Consider the following 21,150-nt stretch of genomic DNA (forward strand, 5'->3'; position numbering starts at 1 on the left):
ACCGCATGCACGGGCAGAACACGGCGAGCCTGCCACTCGAGGGCGTGCGCGTGCTTGACTTTTCGATCATGCTGGCGGGACCCTATTGCGCGCGGCTGCTCGCCGATGTCGGTGCGGAGGTCATCAAGATCGAGCCGCCCGAAGGCGACGACATGCGTCTGCGGACGCCGCTGCGCGAAGGCCACAGCGCCTATTTTGGCCAGCTCAATGCGGGAAAGCGCAGCCTTGCCCTCGATCTGAAGAGCGTCGAGGCGATCAAGCTGGTGCACCAAATGGTCAAGGAAACCGACATTCTCGTCGAGAATTTCCGGCCGGGTGTGATGGACCGTCTTGGCCTCGGCTACGAGGCGCTGCGTGCGATCAATCCGCGCCTGATCTACTGTTCGATATCCGGCTACGGACAGTCGGGTCCCGCGGCGGAGCGTGCGGCCTATGCCATGATCGTCCATGCCGAGAGCGGCTTCGACAGGTCCTTGATGCGATATGCCGGCGATCGGGACCGGCCGGCGGCCGGCGCCATTTTCGTCGCGGATGTTCTCGGCGGCATCTTCGGCTATTCGGCGATTCAGACGGCGCTGGTCCAGCGGGCACGGACCGGAGCCGGGCAGCGGATCGACGTCGCCTTGATGGACTGCATGCTCAATCTGCTCGTCTACGAATTGCAGGAGGCGCAGTTCCCGATCACCTCGTCGCGCGCCACCTATGGTCCGGTGCGCGCCCTTGATGGCGACATCCTCATTGCGCCGATCACGCCGCGAAATTTCGCGGCGCTTTGCGAGGTGACGGGGCAGAGCGAGCTTGCCAGTGACCCGCGTTTCAGGACTGTGCCGGGACGCGGCGCGAACTGGACTGCGATGATGCAGGTCATCGAGAAGTGGACCGAGCGTCACACGGTGCGCGAATGCATGGCGGCGCTCGACAAGGCGGGCGTTCCAAGCGCCGAATATCGCGATCCCGGCGCGACCTTGACCGATCCGCATCTCCTGGAGCGCGGTGCGTTCGCCAAGATCGCGGACGGGGCCGGCGAATTCATGGGCGTCAACGCGCCCTGGAAAATGTCGGGCGCACCAATCTCGATGCAGCGCGACATTCCCGCGATCGGCGCGCATCGCGATGATGTGCTGGCGCGGGTTCTGGGTCTGTCCGGCGAGACGATCTCGCGCCTTGCGGAGGCGGGCGTGTTCGGAAACCAGGCCGGGAAAGGTGATTGACCCGCCATGCCCGGGCCAGAAACCATTCGCACTACCAATGTCGTGGCCGCCATCGCAAATGGCCCGAAAGATCCATTTGAGATCGCGACCTGTACGCTCAGGGCTCCGCAGGCCGGCGAGGTTCGGGTCCGGGTGCATGCTTGCGGAATCTGCCACACCGATCTGGCGGTGAAGATTCAGCATATTCCGATTCCGATGCCGAAGGTCTTGGGGCACGAAGGGGCGGGCGTCGTCGAAGAGATCGGCCCCGGGGTAACGCACATTCGGCCGGGAGACCATGTGCTGATGAGCTTCGGCTCCTGCGGAGAATGTGGAAACTGCCGTGACGGAGCGCTCGGCTATTGCGACCATTTCCGTGCCATTAACCTCTTCGGAGACAGAGCCGGTGGATCGGCATTGGCGCGTGACGGAAAGGAGCTTGGCGGGCACTTCTTCGCCCAATCCGCCTTCGCAACCCATGCCGTCGCGACCGCCAGGAACATCGTCAAGGTCGATCACGGCCTGCCGCTGGAACTGCTCGCCCCGCTGGGATGCGGAATCCAGACCGGCATGGGTTCGGTGATGAATGTGCTGCGGCCGCAGGCCGGCACATCGATCGCCGTATTCGGCGTCGGAGCTGTCGGCCTCTCCGCGATCATCGCCGCAAAGATCGTCGGCTGCTCGACCATCATTGCGGTCGATGTCGTCCCGGAGCGGTTGCGTGTCGCGCAGGAGCTGGGGGCGACGCACGTAGTGTCCGGCCGCGCCGAGAATCCGGTCGTGGAAATTGTCGATCTGACGCGAGGCGGTGCGCATTTCTCGCTGGACACGACAGGATCGCCGGCGGCCGTGGCAAATTCGATCAATTGCCTTCGAGCTCGCGGTGTCAGCGCGCAGGTGGCGGCGCCGCCTCGCGGGACTCTTTACTCGGCCGAAGCCAGCGTCGTGGTCGGTCGCGGAATTACCATTCGCGGGATCGTCGAGGGAGACGCCAACCCTCAGCTGTTCATCCCGCGAATGGTCGAGTTCTTCCGCCAAGGTCGGTTGCCGCTCGACAAATTCGTCAAGACCTATCCCCTCGAGAAGATCAACGAAGCCGTTGACGATCTCGAGCACGGCCGTGTGGTCAAGCCCGTGCTGACCATGCGGGAGATTGGGAGTGTTGCCTAAGACATAATAATCCGGGAGGAGCGAGATGCTCGATATCGCGTTGGACAATGCGCTTGCCGATCACAAGACATATGGGAATATCGACCTTCAGCACCGTCTCTTCGCCCAATTGCGGCGTGATGATCCCGTCCATTGGACGCAGCCTGACGGCTACCGCCCGTTCTGGATCATCTCCAAATACGCCGACATTATCGAGATCGAGCGTCAAGCCGATCGTTTCATCAATGCACCCAGAACAAAGCTCCTGAGCATCGAGTTCGAGAGCAAGGTCAGGGAAGCGATGAACGGCAGACCCATGCTGGTCCGGGCTCTGCCGCAAATGGATAATCCGGACCATGCCAAGTACCAGAAGCTGACCCACGCATGGTTTCAGCCGCGCCACATCCGAACGCTTTCGGAGCGTATGACCGCCTTGGCAAAGGAGAGCGTCGATCGGCTTTTTGCCATGGGTGACCGATGCGACTTTTATGGCGAGATCGCGATCTACTATCCGTTGCGGGTCCTGATGACAATTCTCGGATTGCCGCAGGAAGACGAAGCGCGCCTCTTGAAGATCACGCAGGCCTATTTCGGTGGAGGCGACCCTGACATGCAGAAGGGCTCGGATCTGATCGATGCCACCATCGCCTATGTCGATTACTTCAAGGACGTCGCGAAGGAGAGGCGGCAACATCCGAAGGACGATGTGGCAACGGTCATCGCGACGTCCGAGATCGACGGGCGGCCAATCGAGGATTTTGAAGCTTATTCATACTATGTTGCTCTTGCGAGCGCCGGCCACGATACGACGAGCGCCACAATCGCCGGCGGCGTGCTCGCCTTGATCGAGAATCCAGATGCCATGGCCCGTCTGCGGCGCGAGCCCAACCTGCTGACGGACGCCGCAGAGGAAATGGTGCGCTTTGTGTCTCCCGTCAAACATTTCTTCCGCACCGCAGCCGTCGATTACGAGATGCGCGGCAAGACAATTAGGGCAGGGGACAGCATCCTCCTCAGCTATCCCTCGGGAAACCGCGACGAAGAGGCCTTCGATCGCCCCTTCGCGTTCATTCCGGATCGTTCGCCCAACCGGCATCTCGGCTATGGTTTTGGTATTCACGCCTGTATCGGCCGGCACCTTGCCAAGGCGGAGATCGTTGCCTTTTTCCGCGAGCTCCTCAGTCGGGTCGATCGGATCGAACTTGCGGGCAAGCCGGCCTGGACCGAGACGTCCTTCCTGGGCGGATTGAAGCGCCTGCCTGTGAGCTATTCGGGACGATAGGACGCGCCTTAGCGCGAATGTACGGGGGCGTACGTCAGCCGTCTGAGGGTGCGACGTCCGCGGACGCGGCCTTCGCGATCGCCAGCATGCACTTGAGAAAGTGCGCGCGATCTTCCTTGCTCAGGGGCGCGAGCAAGGCGTTCTGAAGTTCGGCCGCGGCTGGCACGACGCCCAGAAGCGCCTCTTCGCCCTTGGCGGCGATCTGAACCTGGATCGACCGGCGGTCTTTCGAGTTGTTCCGTTTGGAGATCAGCTTGCGCGCCGTCATTCTCTTGAGCATCTCGCTCAATGTATTCCGATCGCTGCTGATGCGATCGGCGAGTGCGGACGGGGTGAGCGGGCCGTCCTGGTAGAGCGCGATCAGCACGCCGAATTGCCGCGGCGTGATGTCGCTCTGACCGGTGAGGTCCTGGTAGAGCACATCGTAGCGGGCTTCGAGCAAGCGGAGGAGAAACCCGATACCTCCTTCCAGTCGCCAGTTGCGCGCCATTTCCGCGGCGCTCGCCTTCGTTCCCTTGTGGGCTGCCATGCCGCGCTTGACCTTAAAATCGTTGCTTCGAGACACCTCGTAGCCGTTAGCAGCTTGATCAGGGGCTCTCAACCCCGTGCCGGATCGTCGGCTCAGCCGTCCCTTCGAATTTTGCAGAGCCGGTCCCTTGGTTTGGACCATTGCAAGACGCGCAGCAATATAATACGTATACGTATTAAGAACTGGCGTCAGGGAAATGATGCCACAGGGAGGGTTGCTTGGATCTGCGCGACTTCTTGTCGATTCCCTACCTTCTTGAAGCCGAGGCGGTCGAGACCGAGCCCGGCAAATGGCTTGTGCGGCTTGCTTACCCCGAACTGCCGGGTTGCAGCGCGGAAGGAGCCGTCGTCGAGGATACCCTGAAGGAGCTGGAGCGGCGCAGGATCGAAATGATCGTGGATCTCGTGGAGGCGGGCACAGCGCCTCCCGTGCCGCGCAAGCCGCTCGCTGCGGCTGATCCACTCTGGACCGCACGTGATTTGGGATTGTCGGGTCGTGTTGCCGCGCTCCTGGCCGGGGCGCCGAGATAGGCGTTTGCCTGCACGCAATGTAATGGAGGAAAGCTCATGCTCTCGCACGAAGACAACGAACGGCTGGTGAGGGTTGGAAAGGGCACACCGCTCGGAGCGCTGTTCCGCCTCTACTGGATTCCCTTCCTGCCGTCGGCGGATCTGACCACGAATGGCCAACCGAAACGCATCCGGCTGTTGGGCGAGGATCTCGTTGCCTTCAGGGATTCGGAAGGCCGCGTCGGGCTGGTCGATCAGGCCTGTCCGCATCGCGGCGCGCCGCTGATCTTCGGACGCAACGAGGATTGCGGACTGCGCTGCGTCTACCATGGCTGGAAATTCGACGTGACAGGCGCTGTGACGGATATGCCGGCGGAGCCCGTTCGCAGCCGCCTGAAAGAGCGCGTGCGGATCATGGCGTATCCCTGCAAGGAGCGGAACGGGATGATCTGGACCTATATGGGACCGGACCAGGCCGAGCTTCCGCCGCTCCCCAATGTCGAATGGAATCTGGTCCCTCAGGACCAGGTGCATATCTCCGTGCGCGTGCAGGAGTGCAATTGGCTTCAGGCCGTCGAAGGCGAGATCGATTCCGCCCACGCGCCGCTGCTTCACGGCCGACTGGATTCGCAGGGTACGACGAGTGCGTGGATCCAGAAGCGCGACCTGCGCCCGACCTTCGAATGCGTCAAGCAGGACTTCGGCATGAGCATCGCCGCGCGACGCAACTACGATGCCAATACATTGTACTGGCGCGTCAACCAGTTCATGCTGCCGTTCTACACTCTCGTTCCGCCGCTGTCGCCGTTCCCGGATCTGAGCGGACATGCCTGGGTGCCAATCGACGACGAGAACACGCTGTGCATCATGTTCTCCTATCATCCGTCGGAGCCGCTGCTGCCGAAGACGCGGCAGATCTTCGCGGAGGGGCACAATGGCCGCGAGAGCGGACATGCCAGCCGCAATGCGCTCGTCCAGCATCCGGTGACGGTCCCGTATGCCGGCTATTGGACCAAATACAATCCGCAGAGCGGCTTCCAATTCGACTATCGGGCGCAGGAGACGACCTGGTTCTCCGGCCTGCCGGGACTGTGGGTGCAGGACGGTGCCTGCCAGAGCGGAGTGTCCCCGATCTTCGATCGGACAAAAGAAAATCTCTGCTCGAGCGATACCGGCATCGCGATGACGCGGCGCTTCATCCTGGAGGCAGTGGGCGCCTACCGCGATCACGGAACGAAGCCGAAAGGCGTGGCGGATCCCGACGTGTTCATGGTGCGGGCGGTGTCGCTGCGGCTGCCGCCGGAAGAATCCTGGGTCGATGCCGGAGCGCCCTTCATGCAGGCCAGACTGGGCGCCGATTTCGGATACGAGCTGTGAGCATGTGGTGCGGTCAACGACGTGCCGATCGTGATCCATGGCGGGAGGCGCGCCATGGCTGACAGCACCGTCGCGCTCCGCGTCAAGCGGATCTGCTTTGAGGCCGAGCGCATCAATTCCTACGAACTGGTGTCTCTGACAGGCGGCGATCTCGCACCCTTTACGGCGGGCGGTCATGTCGACCTGCATCTGCCGAACGGCACGATCCGTTGCTATTCGCTGGTCAATGACCAGCGTGAGCGGCATCGCTACGTTATCGCGGTCAACAAGGACCCGGCCGGCCGCGGCGGCTCGAGCTTCGTTCATGATAACCTCAAGGCCGGTGACATCGTCACGGTGTCTTTGCCGCGAAACAACTTCGCGCTTTGTGAAGAGGCTGGCCACTCGGTCCTGATCGCCGGCGGGATCGGGATTACGCCGCTGCTATCGATGATCCGCCGTCTTCAAGCGCTCGGGCGTCCCGCGGAGCTGTTCTATGCGGCGCGAACACGGCCTGCCGCAGCCTTCCTCGACGAGCTTGATGCACTCCGATCGAACGGAGGCCTCACTGTGCATCTCGATTTTGACGACGAGCGATCCGGTCGTCTGTGTGACCTTCCGGCCATCGTCGGTCGAGCTCCGGCGCAGGCGCACCTCTATTGCTGCGGCCCGGTGCCGATGCTTCAGGCGTTCGAGGCGGCGACCGCCGATCGTCCGGCTGACCACGTGCACGTGGAATATTTCCAGGCGGCGGAGGCGCCGGCAACCGATGGCGGTTTCGAGGTCAGGCTGGCAAGGAGCAACCGCACCATCGCGGTCGCGCCCGGCAAGACCATTCTGGACGCGCTACTGGATGCGGGAATAGCCGCGAACTACGCCTGCACCGAGGGTGTGTGCGGCACCTGTGAAACGCGCGTCATCGAGGGGACTCCCGACCATCGCGACCAGTTCTTGAGCCGGGAAGAGCAGTCCGCGAACAAGTCCATCATGATCTGCTGCTCGGGTTCGAAATCCCGCACACTGGTCCTGGACATCTGAACAAACAAAAGCATCATCGCCAATGGGTGGAAAACATGAAACCTCTACAATCGGTTCTTGGAGCCTCTTTTCTCGCCATCATCGTCTGCTCGACTGCGTTGGCAGATCCGCCACGCACGATGAAGATCGGCGTTCTCAACGACGCCTCAGGCCCGTATTCGGACAATGCCGATGAGGGTTCGGTCACCGCGGCCAGGATGGCGGCGGAAGACTTCACGCAGCTGCATCCCGATTTCAAGGTCGAGATCGTTTCGGCTGATCATCAGAACAAGGCGGATGTCGGGGCGGCCATCGCGCGCCGCTGGGTCGACCAGGAGAAGGTCGATGCAGTCGCGGACGTGCCGAATTCGGCGGTCGGCCTTGCCGTCAACGAGGTCGTGCGCGGCAGCAAGGCGGCGCTAATCGCCTCCAGCGCAGCGTCGTCCGATCTGACCGGAAAATACTGTTCGCCGAACACGATCCAGTGGACCTTCGACACCTGGGCGGCTTCGCACACGATCGGCAGCTACCTCGTCCATCACGGCGGCAAGAAGTGGTATTTCATCGCGACCGACAATGCGCTCGGAAAGTCCATGGTTCGCGACGGAACGTCGGTGATCGGCGCGGGTGGCGGGGCTGCCCTCGGCTCGGTCAACGTGCCGATCAATAATGCCGACTACGCGTCGTTTATCCTGCAGGCCAATGCTTCCGGCGCCGACGTGATCGCGTTTGCGACAGCCGGCGGCGATACCGTCAATCTGATCAAGCAGTCCTCCGAATTCGGGCTGAAGCAGAGTGGCAAGACCTTCGCCGCACTTCTGACCACGACCAATGATGTCGAGGCAAGCGGATTGGCCGTCGCGCAGGGCCTCATCATCACCCAGCCGTTCTACTGGGACTTGAACGACGCGAGCAGGGCCTGGTCGGCGAAGTTCAGTGCGCGTCAACATGGACAGTCGCCAACGGCCTTCCACGCCGGGGTCTATTCGTCGGTTCTGGCTTATTTGAACGCGGCATTGGCCGCGGGGACCAACGATGCCCAGGCCGTGATCCGGAAGCTGAAGGAGAAACCGATCGATGATGCGCTGTTCGGACCGGTCGCCGTGCGCGCGGACGGTCGCGCCATCCACAACATGTACATCCTGAAAGTGAAGGATCCGAAGGCGTCGAAGAGCAAGTGGGACCTTCTGGAGAATGTCGGCGTCCTCAGCGGTCCGGAAGCGTTCCGGCCGATCGAGCAGGGCGGATGCGCGATGGTCGAACAGGCCAAGGGCAATTGACGCGCGCTTCGGCTCCAGTCGTATCACGATCGAACGAAAAAAATGGACGCAACCATGTTGGACAAGATCGAAGCGGACTTTCCTGAGCATACGCCGCGGCCGGCTCATGCGCCCAAGGCGCTCGAGGGAATAAGAGTCGTCGATTTCTCGCACTTCATCGCGGGACCATTCGCGACGATGATCCTCGCGGATATGGGCGCCGAAATCATCAAGATCGAGGCGCCGGGCCGGGGCGACGACCTTCGCCGTTATCCGCCGGTACATCCCGAGCTCGGGCATGGCGCACCGTTCCTCTGGACCAACCGCAACAAGCAGAGCGTCGCGCTCGATCTCAAGTCGCAGGAAGGCGTCGATGTCGCCCGCGAGCTCATCGCGACGGCGGACGTTGTCGTCGAGAATTTTTCGACCGGCGTGATGGAGCGCTTCGGGCTCGATTACGAGTCCTGCCGCAAGATCAGGCCCGAGATCATCTACTGCTCGGTGTCGGCCTATGGACGCGAGGGCAATTTTGCCGACCGGCTCGGTTTCGATCCGATCGCACAGGTCGAGAGCGGCTTCGTGTCGATGAATGGCTATGCCGACCGTGAGGGCGTTCGCGCCCTGTCGCCCGTGATGGACATCAGCACGGCGATGATGGCCTGCAACGCCATCCTCGGTGCGCTCGTTGCCCGCGAGCGCAGCGGCCTCGGCCAGGCCGTCGAGGTGTCGCTGTTCGACAACGCCGTGCTGATGACGGGATACGCGACCATGCAGCATCTGTTCAGCGGCGCGACCCCTCAGCGGCACGGAAACACCAGCCCGGACACGTGCCCGTCGGGAGTGTTTCAGGCGAAGAATTGCGCCTTCTACATCAACTGCGGCAATGACAAGATCTTTCAGCGATTGATGTCGCAAGTGATCGATCGCGCCGATCTGGCGTCGGCCGAGATCTACGCGACCGGGACCGATCGCATCCGGCGACGCGACGAGCTGTTCGCGATCCTTGGTGAAGCATTTGCGCGACAGCCTTGGTCGCACTGGCAGTCCCGCATGCGGGCAGCAGGCGTTCCCTGCGGACAGGTGCGGACCGTCGGGGAGGCGATCCGGTCGCCCGAAGCGATGGAACGCGGGCTGGTCACCCGCATCCCGCACGACAAGTTGGGCTGGATTCCGAACGTCAGCCTGCCGATCCGCTATTCGCATACGCCCATCGTGGACCCCGTGGCGGCACCTGCTGTTGGACAGCACACCGGGACCGTATTGCGGGAGCTGCTCGGCTACGACCATGCCCGTCTTGCGCGGCTCGCGGAGGCGGGTGCATTCGGCGCCAACGTGGCGAGACCGGCGGAAGAGGCGGAGACATGAGCGCGGCAGCGCGGGCCGAACGCACGCTCAGAGGCCGCGTCGCTGTTGTCGGTATCGGCGAGACGGATTACTACCGGCATGGCGCATCGCCTGATCCGGAGTTCAAGCTGGCGCTGAAGGCAATTCTGGCGGCATGCAGCGATGCGGGGATCGATCCGCGCGACATCGATGGTTTCGCCTCCTATAGCGAGGAGCGGAGCGACGCATCCCGATTGGCCGCCGCACTGGGTACGCACAGGCTGCGCGCGGCTACCATGCAGTGGGGGGGAGGCGGGGGTGGGTGTTGTGCGGCGGTCGCTAATGCGGCAGCCTCTATCGTCGCGGGCCTTGCAGATTGCGTGGTCGTGTTCCGCTCGTTGGCTCAAGGCCAATATGGTCGCTTCGGGCAGGCCTCTGGCGTCGAGACGATCTCGGGGGAGAAAGCCTACCTGATGCCCTACGGCGTGCTGGCCCCGCCGCAGCGCTTTGCCATGCGGGTGCGTCGCTACATGTATGAGCACGGCGTGCGGCAAGAGGCACTCCGCGCGATTGCGCTCGCGTCCTACCATCATGCGCAGTCCAATCCTCGCGCCGTTATGCATGGCAAGACGCTCGATGCGGACAAGTACGATGCATCGCGCTGGATTGCGGAGCCGTTTCATCTCTACGATTGTTGCATGGAAAATGACGGTGCCGCCGCGCTCGTGCTCGTACCTGCCGAACGCGCCACGGAATTCCGCAACAAACCGGTCTATATTCTCGGCGCGGCCTCCGGTTCGGGATATCGCACGGGGGCCATCCCGCACAACTCGCCACACTATGCCAGCGCCAGCTTCGATACGGTTGCCCCTGACCTTTACCGGATGGCGGGCCTCGGCCCTCGCGATGTCGGCGTGGTTCAATGTTACGAGAACTTCACCGGCGGCGTCGTGATGGCTCTGGCGGAGCACGGCTTCTTCCCGCCAGAAGAGGCCAATGACTTTTTGACTGTTGAAAACCTGACCGCGCCATCCGGACGGCTTCCGCTCAACACCAGCGGCGGAAACTTGGCCGAATGCTACATGCATGGCTTTGAGCTCGTGCTAGAGGCCGTGCGCCAGGTGCGCGGTACGTCCACGAGCCAGGTGCAAAAGAACGATGCTGCTATGGTCATCGGCGGTCCAATGGTCACGCCAGCGAGCAATCTTCTACTCGGCTCGGAGGCGATCCTATGACCGGCAAGACACACTCGACCTATCTTCCGTCTGGCCTGCCAATTCCGGTAGCCGAGGCAGACGGCTTGTCAGCGCCATATTGGGAGGGATTACGCCAAAACCGCCTCTTGGTGCAGCGTTGCAGCAATTGCAACACTTGGCAGTTTGGGCCGGAATGGATCTGCCATCGTTGTCATGCCCTTGATCCCGAATGGACCGAGATCGAGCCGCGAGGTCGAATTTTCAGCTGGGAGCGCGCCTGGCACCCCTCCCACGCGGCGTTGAGGCAGCAGGGACCGTATCTCGCGGTGCTCGTGGAGATCCCGCATGCCGGCGGCGTGAGGATGGTGGGTAATCTGCTAGGCGACCCAATGCAGCCAATCATGATCGGAGCAGAAGTCGACGGTGTATTTGAACAACACTCTGATGCAGTTCCTCCGTACTCTTTGCTACATTGGCAACTTGGCTAACGGTTCGGCTATTTATGGCCGTCCGACGCACCCTGACGCGTGTTTGCTCCGAGCGGTAGGCTAAGGCGGAAACGGCCCGGAGATAGGCCGACATTGCGGGCGAAAAACCGATTGAAATAGGCCGGATCGCTATAACCGAGCGCGGCGCCAATCTCGTTCACGGTCATGTCGGAATACAACAGATTGCGTTTGGCCTCGGTGATCAGCCGTTCATTGATCAACGCTAAAGACGACTTGCCGGTGGTAACACGGCTGCTGGCATTAAGCCGCGCGGTCGTAACGCCGAGCTTGCGCGCGTAAAAATCTAGCGGTGGGTGGCTACGATAGTGTTTTTCGACCATTTCGCGAAATCGCATCACAGTGTCCGCATCGCGAGTTGTCGAGATCGGGCGTGCGCGCTCCTGGTCGAGCAGTCGCCGGACGGCTACCGCGAGGAGCTGGAGATAGGCTTTAATTGCGGTGCGGCGGCCGGGCGCTGACCACACGAATTCGTGCTCGAGGGATGCGAACAGCGCAGTCAGATCGATGTCGTCGCCAATCTGCTTCGACAGAAAGCGGGTCGGAATGCGAAAGCTGTCCACAAGGTCTGGATCGTCATCAAGCGCGGATTGGAGGAACGGCGGCGCTATGGTGATGACATAGCCATCGGTGCCAGGCCTGAAGCGAATGGCGTGAATGGTTAGTGCCGGAATGATTACCAAAGCAGGCGGCGACACTTCCCAAGTCACGCCCTCGATATCGATCGCACCTCCGCCTTTGCTGATCACCAAGATCTGGTGATGATCCGGGTGAGTGTGGGTTCGGATTGTCCAATTGTGTCGACCACTACGGATGGGTATCGGCTCGATATGAAGGAACGAAGGTTCAACTCTTTGAGCCTTCTCTTCGTATAAAAAATAGTGCGGAATCACGGCTGTCGCTCCCTGGCTTCGTCTGCAGCCATCGGCGTCTGCTGCGTTGCGGTTATGAAAAGTACAATACAAAGGGTCTTTCGTCCATTGGCGGCTGGCGCGACTGCGCCTATCGGGAGACAAGCGCCTTGACGCGCTAACAAAGCAACAGCGCGACAAGGCTGTGGAGGGAACGAGAATGCCAGGACACGAGCGTGATCTGTCGTGCGATGTGCTGGTCGTAGGCTCGGGCGCCGGCGGATTGTCCACCGCGATCACCGCCCGGAAATCCGGGCTCGACGTGATCATCATCGAAAAAGATCAGTATTTCGGGGGTACCACCGCTTTCTCTGGCGGCGTGCTTTGGGTTCCCGGCAACAGACACGCGCGCGACGCGGGTGTTGCGGACAGCCGCGAGGCGGCGCGCACGTATCTCAAGCACGAGACCGGCAATCACTTCGACGATGCGGCGATCGATGCCTTTCTCGATGTCGGCCCGCGCATGCTCGATTTCTTCGAGAAGGAGACCGAGGCGAAATTCGTTCTCTCCGCCTATCCCGACTATCATCCCGGGGTCGAGGGTGGCGCGAGGACAGGGCGCTCGGTCACTGCGGCCCCATACGACGCCCGCGCGCTGGGTGAGCAAATCCGGCGCCTTCGGCCGCCGCTTGAGACCATCACATTCATCGGCATGATGTTCAACTCGTCCAATGACGAATTGAAGCACTTCTTCCGCGTGACTAGCTCGATCACCTCGGCGATCTATGTCGCCAAGCGGCTCGCCAACCATCTCAAGGATCTCGCGCTTTACCGGCGCGGCGTCAAGATCACGAGCGGCAACGCGCTCGCAGCGCGGCTTGCAAAGACCGTCTTCGACCTCGGGATTCCCCTGCTCACGGGAACACCCGCGCAACGGCTGATCAGCGAGAACGGTGCCATCGCGGGCGCGGTTGTGCGCGACGATAATGGCGAGTACCGGATCACGGCGCGCCGCGCTGTCGTTCTGGCAAGCGGTGGATTCCCGCATGACAAGGCGCGCGTCGCCCGTGCCTATCCGCATCTTGCGCGGGGTGGCGAGCACCTATCGCCGACGCCCGTGGCGAATACGGGCGATGGCATTCGCATGGCGGAAGAACTCGGCGGAAGCTGCGATATCCGCTTTGCCAGCGCGGCGGCGTGGATGCCCGTCTCGCGCGTCCCCCTGGGCAATCGCACCGGCGTATTTCCCCATCTCGTCGACCGCTACAAGCCTGGCGTGATCGCGGTCAACCGGCAGGGGCACCGCTTCACCAACGAATCGAACTCTTATCACGATGTCGGCGCTGCGATGATCGCCGAAGGTGCTGCCAGCAAGGAGACTGCGGCCTGGCTGATCTGCGATCATGCGACGATCCGCAAATACGGTCTCGGCTATGCCAAGCCGGCGCCGGTCCCGGTCGGGATCTTCGTTCGAAACGGCTATCTGCAACGTGGCGCAACCTTGCGCGAGCTTGCGGGAGCGACGGGGATCGATGCCGATGGCCTGGAAAGAGCGGTGAATGAATACAATGAAGGCGCCGTTCGCGGCGTCGATCGGGAATTCGGACGCGGTACAACAGCCTTCAACCGCTATCTGGGCGATGCCGAGCACAAGCCCAATCCAAACGTCGCTCCGATTGGGAGCGGGCCGTACTACGCGCTCAAGATCATCATGGGCGACCTCGGCACATTCGACGGATTGAGCACCGACGTGGTCGGTCGGGTGGTGCGTCGCGACGGCAATGCCATCATCGGGCTCTATGCCGTCGGCAATGATCGGGCCTCGATCATGGGCGGCAACTATCCAGGCGCCGGTATAACGCTCGGGCCGATCATGACCTTCGGCTACATCACCGGCCGTCACCTGGCCGGCCAACAGGCCTGACCCACATCGTCCAAACGCATCAAGAACAGCCCGCACCCGGCAAGGTGGGGCAGGTGAGGGAGAACCCACATGAACATCACACGCCGCGGCTTCGTCGGTGCCGGTCTCGCAGCCACGCTGGCGCCGCGCCTGGCATGGGCGCAGCCTGACAGCACCATCCGCATCGGCGTCATCACCGATATGTCCGGCATCTATCGCGACGTGTCGGGTCCAACCACGGTGGCGTGTGCGCAGCAAGCAGCCGCCGAATTCATGGCCGCAAATCCCTCTATCAAGGTGGAGATTCTGGTCGCCGACCACCAGAACAAGGCAGACGTCGGCCTTGCGATCATCCGCAAATGGTTCGACCAGGACGGTGTCGACGTGATCGAGAACGTCGGCAACAGCTCGATCGCCCTCGGCGCCAAATACCTGATCGAGGACAAGAACAAGGTTGCGCTGATCACCACGGCCGGATCGTCCGACCTGACCGGCAAGAGCTGCAGCGCGAACCTCGTGCACTGGTCCTGGGATTCCTGGTGCCTTGCCCATTCGACGGCAACCTCGCTGGTGCGCACCGGCGGCTCGAAATGGTTCTTCCTGACGGCTGACTATGCCTTCGGCCACGCCGCCGAGGCCGACGCGGCGAAATTCGTCAAGGCGGCCGGGGGCACCGTGCTGGGCTCCGTGCGCTATCCCTTCGGCTCGACCTCGGACTTCTCGTCCTTCCTGCTCCAGGCCCAGTCCAGTGGAGCGAACGTGATCGCCTTCGCCAATTCGGGTAACGAGCTGATCAACTGCCTGAAGCAGGCCCAGGAGTTCGGTCTGGACCACGGCGGCACGCGGATGGCGGCCCTGGTCGGCTACGTGACCGACGTCGCTGGCATGGGCCTGTCGACGGCCAAGGGCTTGTCACTCACCGAGACCTTCTACTGGGATCTCAATGACCGCACGCGGGCCTTCATGAGCCGTGTGAAGCCGCGTCTTGCCGCCAATGTCTATCCCAACATGAGCCAGGCCGGGGACTATGCCAGCGTGCTGCACTACCTCAAGGCGGTGAAGGAGCTTGGGGTGGAGCGCGCCAAGCGCAGCGGCCGCGATGTGGTCGACTTGATGAAGAAGATGCCGACCGACGACGATTGCTTCGGTCAGGGGTCGATCCGTGCTGACGGCCGCAAGATCCATCCCGCCTATCTGTTCGAGGTGAAGAAACCGGAGGAGAGCAAGTCGCCCGGCGATGTCTACAAGCTGGTCTCGACGTTGAGCGCAGCCGAATCGTTCCGGCCTCTTGAGGAGGGCAATTGCGCTCTCGTGCGGAGCTAACGGTGACTGCTGAGTGAGGACCACTTGATGAGCGAGCATGCAATCGTCGACTTGCGCGTCTACACTATTCGCCTACGAAAGATGGCGGAGTTCATCGGGGTGTTCGATCGGCTGGCGATGCCGGTCCAGCTCAAATATCTCGGTCGACCGCTGGGCATGTTCACGAGCGCGGTCGGGCCGCTGAACCAGCTCGTGCACCTCTGGGGCTTCCCCGACATGGGCGAGTTCGAGCGCCGGCACGCCGCGCGGGACCGGGATCCGGACTGGCCAGCATATTTGAAGGCCTCCGAACATCTCATTGCGGCCCAGGAAAATCGCTTGATCCGCAGGGTTGAGCTGCCGTCGCTCGCGGGCCTTGCGACTTGACGCGTTCGTCATTCCTATCTCGGCCCTCGGAGGCCAACATGGCGTGGATCGATCTTTCGGCGAAGGTCGCCGTGGTCACAGGCGGCGGCGCAGGTATCGGGCGTGCCATCGCGTTCGCTCTTGCGGCGGTCGGAGCCGATGTGGTCGTGCTCGATCGCAACGAGGCCGGCTCGGCTGTCGCGGCGGAGATTCGCGAACAGGGCGGTCGGGCGAAGTTCTTCGTCTGCGACGTCACCAGCGATGAGAGCGTTGCGCGGGTCGCCGGACAAGTGACGGCGGAGGTTGGATCTCCCGCGATCCTCGTCAATAACGCTGGCACGATGCTACCGGGTGGCCTCGATGCGACGAGCCTTTCGGACTGGGACAAGATCCTGTCGCTCAATCTCACTGCCTATCTGCGGTGCGCGCGCGTGTTCGGTGCACCAATGCTCGAGCAGCGAGCCGGCGCCATCGTCCATGTCGCTTCGATCGCGGCATCGTTTCCGCAGAGCTACAGCGGCGCCTACAGCGTGAGCAAGGCGGGCATCGTCATGCTGTCCCGTCAGCTCGCCGTGGAGTGGGGGCCGCGCGGCGTGCGTAGCAACGTGGTCAGCCCGGGTATGATCCGGACGCCGTTGACGGAAGGCATCTATCAGGCACCGGGTGTTCACGAGGCGCGGCGCGCATTGGTGCCGGCGCAGCGGATCGGGCGGCCAGAGGATATCGCCGATGCGGTGGTGTTCCTTGCTAGCGAACGCACGAGCTATATCACTGGTGAGGAGATCGTCGTCGATGGCGGCTTTACCCGAACCATTATGGGCGTCATCCCGCGCCCGGGCTTCGAGAAGAGCTGAGCGCTGAGGCAACAGGCACAACACGGGGTTGGGAGCGGGTCGATGCTGCTGAAGGGAAAGGTCGCCGTCGTCACGGGGGCGGGCTCGGGGATCGGTGAGGCGATTGCGCGCCTCTTCGCCAGCGAGGGCGCGAAAATTGTGCTCGGCGATCTTGCCCAGAGTGCCGGTGTACTTGCCGAGGAACTCGCCGCGGCCGGCTCTACCGCGGTATTCCAGCGAGCGGATGTGGTCGACGAGGTCAGCGTTGCGGCGCTGATGGAGGCGGCCGTGAGGCGTTTTGGCCGGCTCGACATCCTGGTCGCCAATGCCGGCATCCCCGAGCGTAAGTCGCCGATCCATGAGCTCGATCTCGCCGAATGGCGGCGGGTGATTGACGTCGATCTTACCGGCGTTGCGATCTGTAACAAATTTGCCGCCGGCGCGATGCTGAAGACGGGCGGTGGAGCGATCGTCAACATGGCGTCGATTCTCGCCCACGTCGGTCAAGAGAACAGCAACGCCTACTCCGCCGCAAAGGCCGCGGTGGTCAATCTCACGCGCTCGGTTGCGCTGACCTACGCGCGGCAAGGCATTCGGGCGAACTGTGTTTCGCCGGGCTACGTCGACACGCCGCTGTTGGCGAAGCTTCCCGAGGCAACCCGGCAGATGATGCTGGTACGCCAGCCGATCGGACGACTGGCCCGGCCCGAAGAGATCGCAGAGGTGGTGGCCTTTCTCGCCAGCGACCGAGCGTCGATCATCACCGGCGCCTGCATCAACGCTGACGGAGGCTATACCGCAATCTAGCCTTCAATCCCGGCATAGGTGAACGCCTCTGCCAGCCTCGACGCACGACAGGTCTTAGAGTGTTGCGATCTCAACATAGCAGCCTTCCATTGAATTTTGCGCATGATCGTCATCTCGTTTTTTATGTTGCGATCTCAACATACGCTGTATATATGCGCTTACAAGCGGTGAGGGCCGAGCAGAGAAGCTAACGGAGGATTACCCGAAATGACTGTCGGAGTTGACGTGATCGTGGTGGGGGCTGGATTTGGTGGCCTGTATGCGCTGCACCGGCTGCGTCAGGACGGCTATTCGGTCAAAGTGCTCGAGGCCGCCGACTCGATCGGAGGGACCTGGTACTGGAATCGCTACCCGGGCGCGCGGTGCGATGTCGAAAGCATGCAGTACTCCTATTCCTTCTCGAATGAGATACAGCAGGAATGGAAGTGGTCCGAAGTGTACGCGCCGCAGCCGGAGATTCTCGCCTATATCAATTTCGTTGCCGACCGCCTCGACCTGAAGCGCGACGTGCAACTCAATACGCGGGTCGTATCGGCGCGTTTCGACGAGAATAGCTGCGCCTGGGAAGTCAGGACCGAAGCCGGCGAAGTCTTCGTTGCTCCTTACTGCATCATGGCTACCGGATGCCTGTCGATTCCGATGGTGCCGGATTTCGCAGGTCTCAAGGACTTCAATGGGCCGATCTACCGGACCTCGGACTGGCCACATGAGGGTGTGGACCTCAGGGGCAAGCGGGTCGGTTTGATCGGCACCGGCTCTTCAGGCATCCAGGCGACGCCGAAGTTGGCCGAGCAGGCAGCGCATCTCCATGTCTTCCAGCGCACGCCGAACTATTCGATTCCGGCGTTGAACGGGCCGATGAGTGCGGAGTATGAGCGTTCCTGGAAGGACAACTACCCCGAGCGCCGCGTTGCCGCGCGAAAGACGCGCAACAATACGCTCAACATGGCCGGCACCAAGCCGGGGCGCGACGTCAGTAGGGAAGAGCGCGAGGCCGAGTTTGAGCGGCGCTGGACCCAGCTCGGCGGGATCAGTTTCATGTATGCCTATCCGGACATGACCAGTGACCCCGAGGTCAACGCTCATGCGTCCGAATTCGTGCGAGGCAAGATCGGTGCGCTGGTGCATGACTCGGAGGTGGCCAAGAAATTGATGCCAACGGACTACGGCATCGGTGGCAAGCGGATCTGCGTCGATACTGCGTATTTCGAGACGTTCAACCGCAGCAACGTGACGCTGGTCGACGTGCGGTCCGATCCGATCGAGCGTCTGACGTCGACAGGTCTGAACACAAAGTCTCAGTCGTTCGACTTGGATGTCGTCATCATGGCCACAGGGTTCGATGCCATGACCGGCGCGCTCAAGCGAATTGACATTGCTGGGCGGGGCGGCGTGAGGCTGGCGGATCGCTGGGCAGAAGGGCCCAAGACCTACATTGGCATGACTGTTGCTGGCTTCCCGAACATGTTCCTGATCACCGGGCCGCAGAGTCCATCCGTGTTCACCAACATGGTGACTTCCGTCGAGCAGCACGTCGACTGGATCGCGGATTGTATCGCGCATCTGAAGAAGGCCGGACGAAGGGCGATCGAGGCGACCGCCGAAGCGGAAGCAAGGTGGGTCGCGCACTCCAACGATCTCGCCAGTAAAACGATGATGCCCAACGCCAACTCCTGGTATGTCGGCGCGAACATTCCGGGCAAGCCGCGGATTTTTATGCCGTATCTCGGTGGTGCGGCAGTTTATCTCGAGTATATCGCGGACGTGGCGCGGAAGAACTATGAAGGGTTCGGTCTCGCGTAGCGTCGTTGCGCGATAACGTACGCTTGGCGACTGTTCGCTGGGAGAGTTGGGTCCGGTCGAGCTGTGCGGATCGTGATTTTAAGTGAACGTAAAATGAGGTTTGAAGTCGACGCGGCGTCGTGACGCGGCGAGGGCGCCATGCACAGGCCAGTGCAATGTTGCGATCTCAACAATATCGAATAACAGGCGTAACTGAGTGGGAGGAGATTGATCGATGCGCGTGACTTGCGTCGCTTTTGCTGGCGTCGCTTCCTCATGACCGTGTGGGGGCGAGATCCGTTGGGACCGGTGACGGGTGTCTTCGACGCTCCGACGTATCGTCGCACCGCAGTACCCGCAGCGTTTGCGAGGGGGCGGTCGCATAGGGCCCCGGCAGGATGTCGCGGCAATGCTTGAAGCACTCGTTTCGCAGCTCGCCAACGGTCTCGTGCTCGGGGTCCTCTACATCCTGATTGCGATTGGACTTTCGATCATCTTCGGCTTGCTCGGCATCATCAATTTTGCCCACGGCGCGTTCTTCGCGCTCGGTGCTTACATTGCGGTGATGATCATCGGAATGGTCGGGTGGCCCGGTGTCATTCTTGCACCTTTTGGTGTCGCGATCGTTGGCGTGCTCTGCGAGAAGCTCGTCGTCAGGCGTCTCTACAGCGAGGGTCCGCTGCTGAGCCTCGTCGTGACGTTTGCGCTCGCGCTGTTCGTCGAGGCAATAATCCGCTCGGTGTGGGGAACGATAGCGCTGCCGATGAGCCCGCCGTCCTCGCTTGCGGGCATCGTCGAGATCGGGCCGATTCTGCTAACGACTTACCGCTTGGCCGTGCTCGCCGTTACGGTCGTCATTCTCTGCCTCCTTTGGGCGTTTTTCGCGTTGACGCCCTACGGCAGGATTTTGCGCGCGGGCAGCCGCGATCCCGAAATGCTCGGCTGGATAGGAATCGACTTCCCGAGAGTGCGCACCGGTGCGTTCGCATTGGGTTGCTTCCTCGCAGGTGCGGGCGGCGTGCTCGCCGGGCCGCTTTGGACCGTGACGCCGGCGATGTCGTCGGCTGCAAGCATGCCCGCTTTCGTGATCGTGACCATCGGTGGGCTCGGATCGTATCCAGGTGCGATCGTGGCTGGGCTCCTAGTCGGCATCGTGACAGCCCTTTCGGTGCAGTTCGCGCCGGAACTGTCTGGCATTGCAATGTACATCCTGATGGCCGTCGTGCTGCTGCTGCGGCCGCGCGGATTGTTTGGAACGGCGTGGGAGCGTTTCGAATGATCCGGGCCGTCCTCAAGAACCCGATTTTCGCGCTGCTGGTCGTATTGGGCGGGCTGACCGCCTACGCGTTCGTCACGAATGCCCATCTATCGATCGTCACCGAGATCGTGATCTACGTCCTCTACGCAGCCGGCCTCAACATCATGTTGGGTTACACCGGTCTCGTGCCCTTCGGTGCATCGGTCTTCTTTGGCGTCGCGACCTACGTCGCGGCGATCGCAGCGCTGCGGTATGTCGGCAATGAACTCCAGGCGCTCGCGCTTGCCGTGGTGCTCACGGCGTTTGTCGCAATTGTTCTGGGCGCCTTGGTGCTCCTGAGGCGGGGCCTGTATTTCTCGCTCCTGACGTTGGCCTGCTCCCAGATTGCGTTCGAGATCGCCTTTAAATGGACTGAGGTCACCGGTGGCGAGAACGGACTCCAGGACGTTCCGCGTGTCCTGATCAAGGACCCGAAGGCCTTTCATTTGTTGTGCCTGGGCATCGCGGTGTGCGTGCTCTGGGGAATCTGGCGGTTCGGCCATTCGCCGCTTGGTCGTACATTCCAGGCGCTCCGGGAGAACGAGAACCGTGCGAGGAGCCTCGGTTACAACGTGTATGGCCTCAAGCTCTGTTCCTTTGTCATGTCGGGCGCTGTGATCGGGCTGGCGGGGGGGGCTGCTCGCGTTCCTGGTCCAGGGGGCGTATGCCAATAATCTGAACTGGCAGCATGCC

At 62.0% G+C, this 21,150-nt stretch carries 20 protein-coding genes; 18 read left to right on the forward strand and 2 right to left on the reverse strand.

Going from position 1 to position 21,150, the window contains the following annotated elements; translation table 11 throughout:
* Positions 1 to 5: 5 nt before the first annotated feature.
* The 3 genes from NLN62_RS35595 to NLN62_RS35605 are packed head-to-tail and all read left to right on the forward strand — an operon-like array spanning position 6 to position 3,621.
* Complete coding sequence (locus NLN62_RS35595; RefSeq protein ID WP_254111893.1) at positions 6 to 1,211, forward strand: CaiB/BaiF CoA-transferase family protein; 1,206 nt, start codon at positions 6 to 8, stop codon at positions 1,209 to 1,211.
* A 6-nt stretch (positions 1,212 to 1,217) separates the two neighbouring features.
* Positions 1,218 to 2,360, forward strand: coding sequence for an NAD(P)-dependent alcohol dehydrogenase (locus NLN62_RS35600; protein WP_254111894.1), 1,143 nt, complete (start codon positions 1,218 to 1,220; stop codon positions 2,358 to 2,360).
* A gap of 25 nt (positions 2,361 to 2,385) precedes the next feature.
* A complete protein-coding gene (locus NLN62_RS35605; protein WP_254111895.1) occupies positions 2,386 to 3,621 on the forward strand; it encodes a cytochrome P450 in 1,236 nt (411 codons plus the stop codon).
* A gap of 34 nt (positions 3,622 to 3,655) precedes the next feature.
* Here the strand turns inward: NLN62_RS35605 and NLN62_RS35610 are convergent, their stop codons facing one another.
* Positions 3,656 to 4,150: a MarR family winged helix-turn-helix transcriptional regulator gene (locus NLN62_RS35610; RefSeq protein WP_254111896.1), complete on the reverse strand. Its 495-nt coding sequence runs from the start codon at positions 4,148 to 4,150 to the stop codon at positions 3,656 to 3,658.
* Positions 4,151 to 4,368: 218 nt separating this feature from the next.
* On the opposite strand from NLN62_RS35610, the gene NLN62_RS35615 reads away from it, so the two are divergent.
* The 7 genes from NLN62_RS35615 to NLN62_RS35645 are packed head-to-tail and all read left to right on the forward strand — an operon-like array spanning position 4,369 to position 11,298.
* Positions 4,369 to 4,680 (forward strand): hypothetical protein, encoded by a 312-nt coding sequence (locus NLN62_RS35615; RefSeq protein ID WP_254111897.1) that lies wholly within the window; start codon positions 4,369 to 4,371, stop codon positions 4,678 to 4,680.
* Positions 4,681 to 4,716: 36 nt separating this feature from the next.
* A complete protein-coding gene (locus NLN62_RS35620) occupies positions 4,717 to 6,036 on the forward strand; it encodes a Rieske 2Fe-2S domain-containing protein (RefSeq protein WP_254111898.1) in 1,320 nt (439 codons plus the stop codon).
* A gap of 54 nt (positions 6,037 to 6,090) precedes the next feature.
* A complete protein-coding gene (locus NLN62_RS35625) occupies positions 6,091 to 7,053 on the forward strand; it encodes a PDR/VanB family oxidoreductase (RefSeq protein WP_254111899.1) in 963 nt (320 codons plus the stop codon).
* A 35-nt stretch (positions 7,054 to 7,088) separates the two neighbouring features.
* Positions 7,089 to 8,312 (forward strand): ABC transporter substrate-binding protein, encoded by a 1,224-nt coding sequence (locus NLN62_RS35630; RefSeq protein ID WP_254111900.1) that lies wholly within the window; start codon positions 7,089 to 7,091, stop codon positions 8,310 to 8,312.
* 54 nt (positions 8,313 to 8,366) lie between these two features.
* Entirely contained in the window at positions 8,367 to 9,656 is a 1,290-nt protein-coding gene (locus tag NLN62_RS35635) for a CaiB/BaiF CoA-transferase family protein (protein WP_254111901.1), read from the forward strand.
* Positions 9,653 to 10,849: an acetyl-CoA acetyltransferase gene (locus NLN62_RS35640; protein ID WP_254111902.1), complete on the forward strand. Its 1,197-nt coding sequence runs from the start codon at positions 9,653 to 9,655 to the stop codon at positions 10,847 to 10,849. The genes NLN62_RS35635 and NLN62_RS35640 overlap by 4 nt, the downstream gene beginning before the upstream one ends.
* Positions 10,846 to 11,298, forward strand: coding sequence for a Zn-ribbon domain-containing OB-fold protein (locus tag NLN62_RS35645; protein WP_254111903.1), 453 nt, complete (start codon positions 10,846 to 10,848; stop codon positions 11,296 to 11,298). The genes NLN62_RS35640 and NLN62_RS35645 overlap by 4 nt, the downstream gene beginning before the upstream one ends.
* An 8-nt stretch (positions 11,299 to 11,306) precedes the next feature.
* On the opposite strand, the gene NLN62_RS35650 is transcribed toward NLN62_RS35645, so the two are convergent.
* Positions 11,307 to 12,209, reverse strand: coding sequence for a helix-turn-helix domain-containing protein (locus NLN62_RS35650; protein WP_254111904.1), 903 nt, complete (start codon positions 12,207 to 12,209; stop codon positions 11,307 to 11,309).
* 178 nt (positions 12,210 to 12,387) lie between these two features.
* On the opposite strand from NLN62_RS35650, the gene NLN62_RS35655 reads away from it, so the two are divergent.
* From NLN62_RS35655 to NLN62_RS35690, 8 genes are all read left to right on the forward strand, one after another.
* Positions 12,388 to 14,091 (forward strand): FAD-dependent oxidoreductase, encoded by a 1,704-nt coding sequence (locus tag NLN62_RS35655; protein WP_254111905.1) that lies wholly within the window; start codon positions 12,388 to 12,390, stop codon positions 14,089 to 14,091.
* A 69-nt stretch (positions 14,092 to 14,160) separates the two neighbouring features.
* Positions 14,161 to 15,393: an ABC transporter substrate-binding protein gene (locus NLN62_RS35660; protein ID WP_254111906.1), complete on the forward strand. Its 1,233-nt coding sequence runs from the start codon at positions 14,161 to 14,163 to the stop codon at positions 15,391 to 15,393.
* A gap of 27 nt (positions 15,394 to 15,420) precedes the next feature.
* The gene (locus NLN62_RS35665; protein WP_254111907.1) at positions 15,421 to 15,759 is read left to right on the forward strand and encodes an NIPSNAP family protein; all 339 of its coding nucleotides are present in this window, start codon (positions 15,421 to 15,423) and stop codon (positions 15,757 to 15,759) included.
* A gap of 38 nt (positions 15,760 to 15,797) precedes the next feature.
* Positions 15,798 to 16,592, forward strand: a complete 795-nt coding sequence (locus NLN62_RS35670; RefSeq protein WP_254111908.1) for an SDR family NAD(P)-dependent oxidoreductase — start codon at positions 15,798 to 15,800, stop codon at positions 16,590 to 16,592.
* 42 nt (positions 16,593 to 16,634) lie between these two features.
* Complete coding sequence (locus NLN62_RS35675; protein WP_254111909.1) at positions 16,635 to 17,378, forward strand: SDR family NAD(P)-dependent oxidoreductase; 744 nt, start codon at positions 16,635 to 16,637, stop codon at positions 17,376 to 17,378.
* 207 nt (positions 17,379 to 17,585) lie between these two features.
* The gene (locus tag NLN62_RS35680) at positions 17,586 to 19,181 is read left to right on the forward strand and encodes an NAD(P)/FAD-dependent oxidoreductase (protein ID WP_254111910.1); all 1,596 of its coding nucleotides are present in this window, start codon (positions 17,586 to 17,588) and stop codon (positions 19,179 to 19,181) included.
* Between the two features lie 388 nt (positions 19,182 to 19,569).
* Positions 19,570 to 20,439 carry a branched-chain amino acid ABC transporter permease gene (locus NLN62_RS35685; RefSeq protein ID WP_254111911.1) on the forward strand — a complete coding sequence of 290 codons (870 nt, stop codon included), beginning with the start codon at positions 19,570 to 19,572 and terminating at the stop codon, positions 20,437 to 20,439.
* On the forward strand, positions 20,436 to 21,131 hold the full coding sequence (locus NLN62_RS35690) for a branched-chain amino acid ABC transporter permease (protein ID WP_254111912.1): 696 nt from the start codon (positions 20,436 to 20,438) through the stop codon (positions 21,129 to 21,131). Before NLN62_RS35685 ends, NLN62_RS35690 begins: the two co-directional genes overlap by 4 nt.
* Positions 21,132 to 21,150 lie beyond the last annotated feature (19 nt).

Origin of the sequence: Bradyrhizobium sp. CCGUVB23, assembly GCF_024199885.1 — a bacterium.
GTDB lineage: Bacteria > Pseudomonadota > Alphaproteobacteria > Rhizobiales > Xanthobacteraceae > Bradyrhizobium.